Source organism: Deinococcus indicus, from assembly GCF_002198095.1.
GTDB classification, from domain to species: Bacteria; Deinococcota; Deinococci; order Deinococcales; family Deinococcaceae; genus Deinococcus; species Deinococcus caeni.
Genome location: NZ_NHMK01000010.1, coordinates 171,311 through 184,464, shown reverse-complemented (window position 1 = coordinate 184,464; position 13,154 = coordinate 171,311). Strand labels below are relative to the sequence as shown.

Below are 13,154 nucleotides of genomic sequence, written 5' to 3'. Positions count from 1 at the left end.
TGTCCCTATCGCCTGGCGGCGCGGCGCGGCATGATGGGCAGCGGCGCATGATCGACCCACGGCCTCTCCCTGTCCGTCCCGTTCCGGCTCATTTCACGGCCGAGCAGGCGGCGGTGGTGAGCGCGGTGCGGGATTCCGGGCGGCACCTGCTGATCCGCGCGACGGCCGGCAGTGGCAAGACGACCACCCTGACCGAGGCGGCGTGGCACGCCGGGCCGCGCAGCGTGTACTTCGTGTACAACCGCCACGCGACGGCCGGCGTGGCGGGCCGCCTGCCGCCGGACCTGCCGGCCCGGACCCTGCACGCGCACGGGCTGGGGCTGCTGGTCCGCGAACTGCAGGGAGGGCGCCGGGGGGCCGGACCGCAGGCGGGACCGGACCTGCAACCCGGTAAGACGGCCCGCCTGATTGAGGAGGCCGGGCTGCTGCCGCCCGCGCGGGCGCCGGGCGACGCGGCGGCGCGGCGGGCGCTGCTGGGCGCGCTGGGCCGCGCGTGGGACACCTGCCGGGAACTCACGCTGGACGCCGGGGACCCGGACGACCGCGCCCTGCTGCTCAGCCTGAGCGGCTGGCCCGCCCCGGACGCCCACCCGGCCCTGAGCGGCGCCCTGCGTGACCTGCTGGGCGACGGTGCGGACGGCGCGCTGCTGGACGCGCTGCGGCGACTGCCGGACCTGAGTGCCGCCGCGTTCCGGCAGTCGGGCGTGATCGATCATGCGGACATGCTGTGGTTGCCGCTGCACCTGGGGCTGGGGCGCGGCGCGGTCCGCACGGCGCTGGTCGACGAGGCGCAGGACCTGACGCCGCTGCGCCGGGCGTTCGTGGAGCACGTCGCAGGCGTGCGCGCCCGGCAGCCGGGCCGGGTGATCCTGTGCGGCGACCCGGAGCAGGCGATCTACGCGTACGCGGGCGCGGACCCGGCGGGCCTGCTGGACCTGGCGCGGGAGCTGGGCGCGCAGGAGCTGCCGCTGAGCGTGTCGTTCCGTTGCGCACGGGCGGTGGTGGCGGCGGCCCGGACGGTCAGTACGTTCATCACGGCCGCGCCCGGAGCGCCCCCTGGCGCGGTCGAGCACGTCAGCGCCGCCGGGCTGGACGTCCGGCCCGGCGAGGCGGTCCTGTGCCGCCTGAACGCGCCGCTGCTGCGGCTGGCGCTGGACCTGCTGTCGCGCGGCGTGCGGGTCCACCTGACCGGCGGTGATCTGGCCGGGCGGCTGCTGGACGTGGCGGGGACCGCGCTGCCCCCCACCTTCACCCGCCAGCAGGCGGACGAGGGCCTGAGCGCGTACCTGACCGGCCACCTGGAGAGCCTGGAGCGTGCCGGGGCGGCCGGGGACCGCCGCGCCCGCCGGGCCGCGCAGGACCTGCGGGACCTGTGCCGCTGCGCGCTGCTGCTGGCCCGCCGCGTCGCCCGGCGCGGCCCGGCCCGCCAGGAGGACCTGCGGACCCTGCTGGCGCAGCTGCACGCGCCGCCCGCTGCGGGCACGGACGGCGCGGCGGTCACCCTGAGCACCGTCCACCGCGCCAAGGGGCTGGAGTGGCCGCGCGTGACGCTGCTGCACCCGGAACTGATGCCCCTGGGCGGCGGCGACCCGCAGGAGGAACGCTGCGTGCAGTTCGTGGCGTTCACCCGCGCCCGCACCACCCTGCGCCTCGCGTACGGCGCGGACGCCTGGGCGCAGGGCCTGCGCGTCCCGACCGGTCCCGACCCCGCACCGGACGCGGCGGAGCCGGCAGATGAAGTGCCGCGCGTTCGGGCGGCGCCGGCGGACGTTCCGGTCGGTCTGACGGGCCGCCGCGCCCGCACTCCGCGCCCGCCCGCGCCGCCCGGCTGGCAGCCGCCGGCCCTGACCGCCCGCACGGACGGCACGCCCACCTGGGTCGCGCCGAACCTGCCAGGGGCGGCGGCCCTGCCTGGCGAACCGGTGGCGGGTGTGTCCGCTGAACACGAGGCGCTGTTGCGGGCGGCCCTGCGCGCCGCGCAGCGCGCCCCGGCCCTGCCGGAGCCCGCGCCGCCGCTGAGCCTACCGGACGACCGGGACTGGCCGCTGTTCGGCGGGCCGGACCTGCTGGACGCCGCCGAGCTGCGGGCCCGTCTGGGTGCGCTGGCCGGGGACGCCCGAGTGACCCTGCGCGAGTGGGCGGCCCTGAGCCTGACGCGGCTGGACCGCGCGCTGCCCCCGCCGGCGCCGCCCGGCGGGGGCAGCGTGCGCGTGTGCGTGCAGGTCGCCACGTTGCGCGCGCTGGAGGGCGCGGCGGGGCGGGCGCGGCGGGCCATTCCGGCCTTCGGCGCGCCGGACGGGGAGGGCGTGCGGGTGCTGGTCATGGAGGGCGGCGTGGCCCGCGAGGTGTTCGGGACGCTGCTGCGGGCGGGGCCGCGTGTCGTCTCGGTGCGGGTGGCGGGGGAGACGTGGCGGTTTCACGCGCGGACCGGTGAGCCGCTGGACACGCCGTTCGAGCCGCTGGGCACGCACCTGCCGGGGCCGACGCTGGCGGCGCTGCGTCCGTCCGGGTGAGCCGGGGGAGCGGCAGGGTGAGGAACCCCCCTTGCCTTATTGATAAAGATGTATCAATATCATCGGGTGAGCGATCGACGTATTCCCGTGACCTTGACACTCCCCAGGCCTAAAGGCCGGGGATTCTTGCCGTCTTGTAGACGGCTCCACGCCTGGACTGCGCGTGTGACACCTGGGGACGAAAGCGCTGTCCCCAGGTGGTCGGTGCCATACCGACCAGTACGGGAGTCCAGGGCAGCGAGGGGGTTCGCCCGTAGGCTGTTCCCCCGCCCGCCTGGATCTCCAGATACTTCGCTCTGATATTCACCGCGCCGACCCCATCCCGATCCATGCGGTGCTGCCCACAGGGCGACACGAAGTGCCGCCCGCGTGGTTTGCGCCGCTGTCCCGTCCATGGGCATGTCTGCGAGGTGAACGCTTCATCGATGACGATGATCTTCAGTCCGAACTTCCGCCCCTGTGCTTTCAGTTCGGTCAGGAACTGACCGAACATCCAGGCGTGAAGTTGCTGGTTCGCCCTGGGCCCATAATCGATGCGGTTTCGGATATCGCCGAGGTCGCCCACGGCGATCGTCTGCACCCGGCTCTCGTGGAGGGTGGAGACAACCTGTCTGGCCTGCTTGCGGAGTTGATCCCGGTTCTGACGTTTGATGCGGTCCCGGAGGGTGCGCCGGGCCCGCTGGAGGCGACGGAGCCGCTTTGAGGATCGCTGCCCCGGTGGACGGCCGTTCTTCTTACGGGCGATGCGGGCATCAAGCTTCGCTTGATGCTTGTTCGCGTAGTGGTTCCGCGCGCGGATGAGGCGGCCGGAGTGCAGGTGCACGCCCTGCCCGTCGTACACGGCTGCGATCCGCGCCTCCCCGATGTCGATGCCGGCCACACCATCCCCCAGTGGGGTCTGCACCGGGCGGGTATCGACGTACATGGCCCGCAGTTCGTACCCGCCACACGCTCTCCAGCCAATCTCCACGTTCACGGGGAGATCAAAAGCCCACGGGATGACCAGCGGATGTGCACGGTCTCCGGTGGAGAGGATCAACTGTCCGTCCCGCACGCGGATGGCGCTGCTTTTGAAGGTGACTTTGAAGAACCGTTTGCGTCGTCTGGGGAAGCGAGCTTTCGGGTCGGTCTTCTTGCGGGTCCGGGCGGAGTCCATGCTGGCGATGAAGGCGTCCACGACCGCGTCGCAGGAGTGGGAGTGCAATAGGCCAGCTGGGTCTTTGGGAAAGAGTTTCTGCAAGGTGCCGCTGGAGAGGAACACCGCCTTACGGCGGTGATCCTTGCGCTTCCCGGCGGAGCGGCGCAGGGTACGCCAGAAGGTGGTAAGTACCTGGGAGTAGAGGGCGCCGCTGGCGGCGCTCAGTTCGTCCAGGCGGGGTTTCAGGATGGCAGGGAGCGTGAGCTTGCGGACGAAGTAGGTCCGCACTGCCCGTCCCCGTTTTCCTATCGCCATGGACGTATTCTACTGCATGCATTCCGCCATGAACAGCATGGCGGCCCCTGTGGGGCCGCCGCCTGACTGACCCCGTAACGATAGGTAGGGCCTCGCGGCCTTTCCCCCGTTCCAAACCGGACGTGCGACTTTCATCGCATCCGGCTTTCCAGACTCCGGTACTTGTACCAGCTCCTCATCTTCTTTGCCTTGCGGCATTCGCGGTCTGTTCAGGGACAGGCCCTGTCTAACGTCTCCACGAATAAGGAAGTGGGGGTCACTTTCCATTCCCTTTGTCCTGGTGGACCTTCACCATGTCCCGTCCATTACAGACAGGCATTGGGCTACTACGCCACCTCCGTCCTCCTTCTCACACGCTGACATTTTCGCGTCCCTTGCGGGTGAAGTGATGTAGGAGTTCCCAAATTCCAACGCGATTGACGTATCTAGAGTTCCTTAGCAGCTTGCTGTGCGCCGGGTGGTCGAAGTTCGTCCATCAGGGAACCATAGCCCCTTTGGTCTCCACCGTGCCTTTTGGCTCAGGTGTAATAGCCTTATTTCACCTGTTCGGATTAACGGCGCTTTAAACGCAAGTTTCTTTCGTCTGCGTAGAACTCAGGGCTGGTCTGTCCACCGCCGTAGGCTAGCAGTATAAGAACTTTTGTCAGTGAGCTTCATACCTCTACAATTGTCAATTATAGACGCATGTCACCTAGCCCTCGAACCACGAACCAAGTTCGACCTCCTGAAGAGGTAATCAAATCGCGCCGTTAGATGGCGCACATGGATGAATCCAGGGGCTTGCGTCAGGCCTGTGGTCAACGAATTCGGCGCGCCCGGCCCGCCCGCCCAAGTCCTGATCGAACCCAGCGGCGTCTCCGACCCCCTCCCGGTCCGCCAGATGCTGCTCGACCCGGGCGTGCGCGCCGTCCGTTGGTCGTTTCGAGGAATGAATTCTTTCAAACCTCAGACAGGTGTGATGATAAATACTATTTGATAACAAAAATAGTTTCAGGATTGAGAGCAATTCAGCCGGTCGTCTGCCAGAAGGCGGCCCATCCGGCCCGCAGGGGCAGGACAGGCGAACAGGAGCGCACCCACACGATGAACCAGAACTCCCCACCCGCCGATCCGGCCGCCGCTGCCCAGCGCCTGGGCGAACAGATGAAAGCCCTGCACCGCTACGTGTCCGGGCAACTCATGCGCGCCATGCAGGACCAGTTGCAGGGCGACGACATGAGCTTCTCGCAGATGACGGCCCTGCACCAGCTGCGCGCCCACGCCGCCCTGAGCATCGGCGGACTGGCCGACCTGACCGGCCTGAGCCTCCCGGCTGCCAGTCACCTGACCGACCGCCTCGTGCAGCGCGGGTTCGCGGAACGCCGCGAGAACCCCGACGACCGCCGCGCCAAACTGCTGGCCCTCACCGCTGACGGCCACGCCTTCCTGGACAGCATGGACCGCCGCTTCAACGAGACCTACCAGCAGGTGTTCGGGCGGGTCGGCGTGGACCTGCTCGGCGCGGCCGCCGACACCATCGAGGCCGTCATGACCGAACTGCGCGCCCAGGACGCCCGGCAGCCGGACCGCGCCCGCCCACCCATCCCGGAGGACCCCGAATGACCCACGCCCAGCAGGCCCCGGAGGGCCGCATCGACTACGCCGAGACGCTGGACTTCCCGACCAAGCGCCTGATTCTGATCGGGACGCTGCTCGGACTGTTCCTGAGCGCCCTGGACCAGACCATCGTCTCGACCGCACTGCCGCGCATCACGCAGGAACTCGACGGTCTGTCGCTGTACTCCTGGGTGACGACCGCGTACCTGCTCGCCAGCACCGCCATGGTGCCCATCTACGGGAAACTCTCGGACATCTACGGCCGCAAGCCGGTGCTGATGTTCGGGATCGTGGTGTTCCTGATCGGCAGCGCCCTGTGCGGCATGGCCGGTGAGCCCTTCCTGAACAACGTGTTCGGCAGCGGCATGATGCAGCTCGTGGTCTTCCGCGCCCTGCAGGGACTCGGCGCGGCCGCCCTGACCAGCGTGGCCTTCGCGATCATCGCGGACATCTTCGCGCCCGCCGAGCGCGGCAAGTACCAGGGTCTGTTCGGCGCGGTGTTCGGCCTGAGCAGCGTGATCGGGCCGCTGCTGGGCGGCTTCCTGACCGACAACATCTCGTGGCGGTGGGTGTTCTACGTGAACCTGCCCATCGGGCTGGTGGCGCTGGCGTTCATCTTCACGAAGATGCCCCGCCTCGCCAGCGGCCTGAAACCCAAGATCGACTACCTGGGCGCTCTGCTGATCATCGTGTTCAGCGTGCCGCTGCTGCTGGCCCTGACCTTCGGCGCGGACGGCACGTACGCCTGGACCAGCCCGGTCGTGCTGGGCATGTTCGCCCTGAGCGCCGCCGCGCTGGGCCTGTTCCTGTTCGTCGAGTCCCGCCACGAGAGCCCTATCCTGCCCCTGAGCCTGTTCAGGAACCCGACCTTCGCGTGGGGCGTCCTGGCGCGCTTCTTCATCGGCGCGGCGTTCCTGGGCGCCATCCTGTTCCTGAGCCTGTACCTCGTGAACGTGCAGGGCGTGTCCGCCACGGCCGCCGGGACCGCCACGATCCCCCTGACCATGGGCCTGATCGCCGGCGCGATCGGCAGCGGACAGCTGGCCTCGCGCCTCGGGTACTACAAGACCATGATCCTGATCGGGCTGCTGCTCATGATGGGCGGTTTCGGGCTGCTCAGCACCCTGAACGCCGACACGCCGTACCTGCAGGTGGTGCTGTACATGGTCGTGCTGGGCCTGGGCCTGGGGCCGGCGCTGCCGCTGTACAACCTCGCCATCCAGAACGCCGTGAAACCCTGGGAGATCGGCGTGGCTACCAGTAGTGGGCAGTTCTTCCAGCAGTTCGGGAGTGTCATCGGGACCGCCGTGTTCGGCGCGATCCTGACCGCCACGCTGCCCGGCCAGATCGACCGTCAACTGGCGCCCGTCCGGGCCGACGCGCCCCCCGCCCTGCGCGCCCAGCTCGAATCGATGAGTAGCAGCGCCCCCCAGGGCGGCGGTGAGGGCAGCCCCAGCGTGGCCTTCGACGCGGCGGCCGCCAAGCAGAGCGCCGGTCGCGCCATCGAGGAAGGCTTCAGCGGCCTGCGCGTGGCCGTGACGGACGCCGTGAACACCGGGAACGTCGCGGCGGTCCAGGCGGTCGCGGCCAGCCCGCAGGTTCCGGCGGCACTGGGCGAGCAGCTGCGCGCCATCACCGCGCCGGCCATCGCCACGCCGCAGGGTCGCGAGGCGGTCATCGCGGGCGTCACGCAGGGCCTGGACACCGCGCAGGCCGAGGCCGTGAAGCAGTCGGACACCACCCTGGACCGGGTGGCCCGCGCGTTCAAGGTGGCGTTCGCCACGACCGTCAGCCGCATCTATCTCGTGAGCATCCTCGTGGCGTTCCTGGCGCTGCTGGCCTCGCTGCCCATGCCGAACCTGCGCCTGCCCCGCAAGGGTGAAGGCAAGGGCGAACCCGGCGGGCTCGCCTCCCTGGAAGGCTGAGCGACCACACCACAGGCAGGAGAGGAGGCCCGGACATCGCGTCCGGGCCTCCCTCGCTGTCCGCCTCGCCTATTTCCTGCTGCCCGCTTCCTCCTTCCCGCGCCCTCCGAAGGCGGCCACGCTCACGCCCGCCGCGAGCAGGATGCCCATGCCGGTCAGGGCCAGCGGGTCGGGCACGTGACCGAAGATCAGCAGGCCCAGCAGCGCCGCCCACACGAGTTGCAGGTACGAGATGGGCGCCAGGAACGAGGCGGGCGCCTCGCGGAACGCCAGCGTGAACAGCAGGTGCCCCCCGCCGCCCGTGACGCCCAGACTCAGGAACAGCGCGGCGCGCAGGGGCGTCAGCGGCGGGCCGTCCAGGAACCACGGCAGCATCAACCCGAAACACAGCGTGCCGATCAGGGCGCTGGAGTACAGCAGGTTCACCGGACGTTCCGTGCCGCTCAGCAACCGCGAGAGCAGCTGGTACGCGGCGTTCGACCCGGCCGCCAGCAGCGCCAGGGTCACGCCCAGCGGGTCGAGGTTCCCGCCGGGCCGGGCGATCAGCAGCACGCCCGCGAAGCCCGCCAGGACGCCCGCGCCGCGCAGCCACCCGACCCGCTCGCGCAGCAGCGGCTGGGCCAGCAGTACCACCAGCAGCGGCGCCGCGAACGACAGGGCGGTCGCCTCGGCCAGCGGCAGGCGTTGCAGCGCCGAGTTCATCAGGAGGGTCAGCAGCACCAGCGTCAGCGAGCGCGCCGCGACCAGCCAGGGCCGCTGCGTGACGAGCAGTTCCCGCCCGCGTGACGGCGCGAGCAGGGCCGTCATCAGCAGCAGCTGCACCGCGTAGCGGACACTGGCGACCAGTGGGACCGGGTACTCGGCCGTCAGGTGCTTGACGGTGGCGTCCAGGCAGGCGAACAGCAGCAGCGCGCCCGCCAGCAGCGCCGCGCCGCGCAGGGGCCGGGAGACGCGCGTGACGGCCGGCGCGGTCACGCGGACCGGCCGCGCCGGCGGGACAGGACAGGCAGGGAAGGGCGGGGCATCGCGGCCCACCATACGCGCATTGCGCCCTGGGCGCCGCTATGCTGCCGGGCGTATGCCGACCGACCCCATGAACCCGCTGATCGTGCAGGCGGACCGCAGCGTCTTCCTGGAGGCGTTCAACCCGCGCGCCGACGAGGCCCGCGCGGCCATCGCGCCGTTCGCGGAACTCGTCAGCAGCCCCGAACACCTGCACACGTACCGCGTGACCCCGCTGTCACTGTGGAACGCCGCGAGCACCGGCATGACCGCCGACGCCATGCTGGGCGCGCTGGAAGGACACGCGAAATTCCCGCTGCCTGGGAACGTCGTGACCGACATCCGCGAACTGGTGGGCCGCTGGGGTCGCCTGACCCTGGACCGTTTCGACGAGGCGCTGATCCTGTCCGCCGCGCCGGGCGACGGACCGCTGCTGACCGAACTGGCCCGCCACCGGGCCGTGGGGCCGCTGCTGCGCGAACGCATGAGCGACGTGGTGTACACCGTGGACGCCGGAGCGCGCGGGGAACTCAAACGCGCCCTGATGGACGCCGGGTGGCCCGTCGACGACCACGCCGGGTACGCGCCCGGTGCGCCGTTCCCCGTGACGCTCGCACCGGACCTGACCGTGCGCGACTACCAGCGCGAGGCGGCGCAGGCGTTCTACCAGGGCGGCAGCGACACCGGCGGGTCCGGCGTGGTCGTCCTCGCGCCCGGCGCCGGCAAGACCGTGGTCGGCATGGTCGCCATGAGCCTCGTGGGGCAGCGGACGCTGGTGCTGACCACCAACCGCACCAGCGTGAACCAGTGGCAACGCGAACTTCTGGCCAAGACGGACCTGACCCCGGACGACGTGCAGGAGTACGCGCCGGGCCGCCCCGCCGGGCGGGAACTGGCGCCCGTGACGCTGTGCACGTACCAGATGCTCACGCACCGCCGCCCCGGAGCGCCCGCCGGGGAGGAATACGCGCACATGAGCCTGATCGGCGCGGCCGAGTGGGGCCTGATCATCTACGACGAGGTCCACCTGCTGCCCGCCCCGGTGTTCCGCCTGACGGCCGGCGTGCAGGCCCGCCGCCGCCTGGGCCTGACCGCCACCCTGGTCCGCGAGGACGGCCGCGAGGGCGACGTGTTCGCCCTGATCGGCCCGAAACGCTACGACCAGCCCTGGAAGACCCTCGAAGCGCAGGGCTGGATCGCGGCCGCCACCTGCGCCGAGGTGCGCTTGCGTCTCCCGGCCGACGAGCGGCCCGCGTACGCCGCCGCGCCCGACCGGCAGAAGCCCACGCTGGCCGCCGTGAATCCCGCCAAACGCGGCGCGCTGCGCGCCGTCCTGGCCCGCCACCCGGACGCCCCGACCCTGGTGATCGGTTCGTACCTGGACCAGCTGGACCTGATGGCCGCCGACCTGGAGGCGCCGCTGATCAGCGGGAAGACCCCGCAGCGCGAGCGCGAACGGCTGTTCCAGGCGTTCCGCGAGGGGCGGCTGCGGGTGCTGCTGCTCTCCAAGGTCGGGAATTTCGCGCTGGACCTCCCGGACGCCGAGGTGCTCGTGCAGGTGTCCGGCGCGTTTGGGTCCCGGCAGGAGGAAGCGCAGCGGCTCGGGCGGCTGCTGCGGCCCAAGGCCGACGGGCGCGGCGCGCACTTCTACTCGCTGGTCACCCGCGAGACCGTCGAGGAGGATTACGCGCACCACCGGCAGCTGTTCCTCGCGGAGCAGGGCTACACGTACGACATCATCGACGAGAGCGAACTGTAGGCGCCGGGCGTGCATTGACACGGCGCCGCTCCATGCGCAGGATGCACGTACCTCATGACCGACCAGACTCCCAAACGACGCGGACGGCCCCCCAAGGTGCGGCCTGACGAGACGATCACGCCCGCCGCGCCCGCACCGGCCAGAGCTTCCCGCTCCAAGGCCGCCCCGGCATTGCCGGAACCCACCTTCATTCCCGAGCGCCTGACCGTCCACGCGGGCCTGACCCTGCTCGAAGTGCAGGACCCGGCGGACCTGGACGCCCTGCTGAGCGACGCGCGGCTGAGTCCGCACGTCGCCGAGCGGCTCGCGCCGACGTTCGCGCTGCTGCGCCCCGGCACGGACGCCGCCGCGCTGGACGCCCTGCGCCGCGCCGGGCACACGCCCCGCGTGAACGGAGGCCAGCCGTGAGTGGCTCCAGCGACCCGTTCACGAAAGCCGACGCGAAGGTCGCGCTGGACGCCGTGGCGGCCCTGGAGGAACGCAAGGCCCAGGACTTCGACGATTCCATCAGCCGCCTGCCTCGCCCGTACCAGCAGCGGATCGCGGCCCGCTACGTCGGCGAGAAGGTCAGCAGTGGCGCCCGCGCGGCCGAGGTGATCGGTGAGGTACGCAGCAGCCCGGAACGGCTGCGGACACTGGTGGCGAGCCTGAACGTCATGGAACGCGCCGCACTGGGCGAGGTGGCCCGGCAGGGCGGATTCATGGACGGCTGGGACCTGCACGTCTTCCTGTTCCTGCGGGACCTGCGCGGCGACCCGCGCGTGGCCAGCGGTCCGAGGGGCAGGGTCGGGGACTTCTCGGTGTCGGAATTCACCGGGGCCGCCGCCCTGTGGGAACTGCTGACCGGCGGTCTGCTGCTGCCCGAGGCGCTGCCGAACGTCTGGATGCAGTCGTACTACAGCCAGTTCGAACCGCTGGGACGGCTGCCCAGCCGGGTCCTGCTCGACCCGCGCCTGAGGCCCCTGCTGCCGCCGGAACCCGCCCCGCCCATCACGGCCCCCCCGACCGAGGTGCCGGCCGCGCCCGGCCAGACGGACCTGACGCCCCTGCGGCTGCTGGAAGTGCTGCGCGGCGTGCGCCTGCACCCGCTGGCCGTCACGAAGACCGGCACGCTCAGCCGCGCGTCCCTGAAGAACCTCGCCCGGAGCGTCACGGCCGTGGACGACCTGGAAGGCTGGGTGATCGCGGCCCTGAACCTGGGCCTGATGATCCGCGAGGGCGACCGCGTGACGGTCACCGCGCAGGCCGAGCGGCACCTGACGACCCTCGACCCGGCGCGGCTGCGCGCCGTCCTGAGCGGCCCGAGCGGGCACGTCCATCCGGAGGACGCCCGCGTGTCCTTCAACTCGGTCACGGTCGTGCGGCGACTGCTGGGCGCCGTGCTGCGCGCCCTGCCGCACGCGACCACCCAGGCCGAGGTGATCCGCCTGACCCGGCTGGTCACGCCGCCGGAACTGCTGGGGTCCCGGCCCGGCCAGTCAGCCCGGCCCGACGCGCTGGACCGCTGGGTGGCCGTGGCACTGCGCGGGCAGCTGAGCGCAGCCGGACTCGTGCACGTCAGCGGCGAGGGACCGGACTCGGCCGTCACGCCCGCGCACCTCATGACCCCGCCCGCCCCGTCCGGTCCGGCCTGGATCCTGCAACCGAACTTCGACCTGCTGGTGTACCCCGCCAACCTCACGCCGCAGCAGTGGCCCCTGCTGGCCGCCGCCGAGGCCGCGCGCTTCGACGGCCAGACCGCGTCGTACCGCCTGACCCGCCAGAGCGTGTACGCCGCGCTGGAAGGCGGCCTGAACCTCCCGGATCTGCTGGCCGGATTGCAGGCCGGGTCCGCCACGCCCCTGGCGCCCGGCGTGCAGCGCAGCCTGGAAGACTGGGCGGCGCGCCGCGACCGCCTGACCCTGCACCGCGCGGCCAGCCTGCTGGAATACCCCACGCCCGCCGAACGCGCCGCCGCCCTGAAGAAACTCGGCGGCACGCCGGTCGGCGAGCGGTTCCTGCTGCCCGCCGGCACCGACTTCAAACTGCCGTCCGGCACGCCGGTCCTGCTGGCCGACGGATCGCCCGCCCCGACCTTCTCGTTCAACCCCGACGGTTCCTTCCGCGCCGAGGGCAGCGTGGACCTGCATGCCCGCGGACTGCTGCGCGGCCGCGTGACCACCCGCCCGGACGGCCGCCTGGAACTGCGGCCCACGTCGCCCGGCGGCCTGCCCGCGTCGTTCCTGCCGGACCTGGAGGCGCGCGTCAAGGGCCGCCTGCCCGGCGCGTTGCGGCTGCAACTGGGCGTCTGGAGTGGTCAGACGCCCCCGCCGTCCCTGGCGAACGTGGCGCTGCTGTCGCACCCGCAGGCCGCCACGCTGGCCACGCACCCGCGCCTCAGGGGCCTGATCGGCCCGGTGATCGGCCCGAACCTGTTCACGGTGGACGCCGCGAACGTGGACGCCGTGCGCCGCGCCCTGGACGCCCTGGGTCTGAGCCCCACCACCGAACTGACCGTTCCGGAGAACCGCTCGGCGGAACTGACCATCATGAACGACACCCGCCAGAAACGCGCCTTCCTGGAAAGCGCCATCGAGGCCGGGCAGCGGGTGCTGGTGCAGTACAACGTCGAGAAGTACGTCGGCTGGTCCGGCAATCCCACCGCCGGGCGCAGCGTGCTGGAGGAACTCGAACCCCTCAGCATCGAGCGCGGCAGCGGAAACACACCGTACCTGAACGCCCGGCTGATCGGAGAGCCCGGCAAGGGACGGGGCGCGCAGGCCTCCAGGGAACGCCACATCCGCATTCAGTACGTAACCGGCATGGCGCTGCGCTGAGAGGGACTCCGATTGAAGGGACAGTAAAGCCCGCTGGGTCCGAGCGGAGCGAGTAGGAGAGCCCCTCCGCAGAGTGGGAGAGAAATGCCC

At 71.2% G+C, this 13,154-nt stretch carries 8 protein-coding genes; 6 read left to right on the top strand and 2 right to left on the bottom strand.

What is annotated here, in order from left to right:
• The first annotated feature begins 47 nt into the window (after positions 1–47).
• Positions 48–2,513 (top strand): UvrD-helicase domain-containing protein, encoded by a 2,466-nt coding sequence (locus tag CBQ26_RS22800; protein ID WP_088248091.1) that lies wholly within the window; start codon positions 48–50, stop codon positions 2,511–2,513.
• A 109-nt stretch (positions 2,514–2,622) separates the two neighbouring features.
• Here the strand turns inward: CBQ26_RS22800 and CBQ26_RS07840 are convergent, their stop codons facing one another.
• Positions 2,623–3,966 carry an RNA-guided endonuclease InsQ/TnpB family protein gene (locus CBQ26_RS07840; protein WP_088248090.1) on the bottom strand — a complete coding sequence of 448 codons (1,344 nt, stop codon included), beginning with the start codon at positions 3,964–3,966 and terminating at the stop codon, positions 2,623–2,625.
• A gap of 1,083 nt (positions 3,967–5,049) precedes the next feature.
• On the opposite strand from CBQ26_RS07840, the gene CBQ26_RS07835 reads away from it, so the two are divergent.
• Positions 5,050–5,568, top strand: coding sequence for a MarR family winged helix-turn-helix transcriptional regulator (locus CBQ26_RS07835; RefSeq protein ID WP_088248089.1), 519 nt, complete (start codon positions 5,050–5,052; stop codon positions 5,566–5,568).
• Positions 5,565–7,487 (top strand): MDR family MFS transporter, encoded by a 1,923-nt coding sequence (locus tag CBQ26_RS07830; RefSeq protein ID WP_088248088.1) that lies wholly within the window; start codon positions 5,565–5,567, stop codon positions 7,485–7,487. The genes CBQ26_RS07835 and CBQ26_RS07830 overlap by 4 nt, the downstream gene beginning before the upstream one ends.
• A gap of 69 nt (positions 7,488–7,556) precedes the next feature.
• Here the strand turns inward: CBQ26_RS07830 and CBQ26_RS07825 are convergent, their stop codons facing one another.
• Positions 7,557–8,462 carry a DMT family transporter gene (locus CBQ26_RS07825; protein ID WP_229844390.1) on the bottom strand — a complete coding sequence of 302 codons (906 nt, stop codon included), beginning with the start codon at positions 8,460–8,462 and terminating at the stop codon, positions 7,557–7,559.
• A 103-nt stretch (positions 8,463–8,565) separates the two neighbouring features.
• On the opposite strand from CBQ26_RS07825, the gene CBQ26_RS07820 reads away from it, so the two are divergent.
• From CBQ26_RS07820 to CBQ26_RS07810, 3 genes are read left to right on the top strand one after another with little or no spacing between them, the layout of a single operon-like run.
• The gene (locus CBQ26_RS07820; protein ID WP_172417984.1) at positions 8,566–10,248 is read left to right on the top strand and encodes a DNA repair helicase XPB; all 1,683 of its coding nucleotides are present in this window, start codon (positions 8,566–8,568) and stop codon (positions 10,246–10,248) included.
• Between the two features lie 54 nt (positions 10,249–10,302).
• Positions 10,303–10,656, top strand: a complete 354-nt coding sequence (locus tag CBQ26_RS07815) for a hypothetical protein (protein WP_143342013.1) — start codon at positions 10,303–10,305, stop codon at positions 10,654–10,656.
• On the top strand, positions 10,653–13,064 hold the full coding sequence (locus CBQ26_RS07810) for a helicase-associated domain-containing protein (RefSeq protein WP_088248085.1): 2,412 nt from the start codon (positions 10,653–10,655) through the stop codon (positions 13,062–13,064). The genes CBQ26_RS07815 and CBQ26_RS07810 overlap by 4 nt, the downstream gene beginning before the upstream one ends.
• The last annotated feature ends 90 nt before the right edge of the window (positions 13,065–13,154 follow it).

What these genes read in the sequence shown, in the direction of transcription:
- CBQ26_RS07840 (WP_088248090.1), bottom strand. Translation starts at nt 3,966, where the DNA reads ATGGCGATAGGAAAACGGGGACGGGCAGTGCGGACCTACTTCGTCCGC.
- CBQ26_RS07835 (WP_088248089.1), top strand. Translation starts at nt 5,050, where the DNA reads ATGAACCAGAACTCCCCACCCGCCGATCCGGCCGCCGCTGCCCAGCGC.
- CBQ26_RS07815 (WP_143342013.1), top strand. Translation starts at nt 10,303, where the DNA reads ATGACCGACCAGACTCCCAAACGACGCGGACGGCCCCCCAAGGTGCGG.
- CBQ26_RS22800 (WP_088248091.1), top strand. Translation starts at nt 48, where the DNA reads ATGATCGACCCACGGCCTCTCCCTGTCCGTCCCGTTCCGGCTCATTTC.
- CBQ26_RS07830 (WP_088248088.1), top strand. Translation starts at nt 5,565, where the DNA reads ATGACCCACGCCCAGCAGGCCCCGGAGGGCCGCATCGACTACGCCGAG.
- CBQ26_RS07820 (WP_172417984.1), top strand. Translation starts at nt 8,566, where the DNA reads ATGCCGACCGACCCCATGAACCCGCTGATCGTGCAGGCGGACCGCAGC.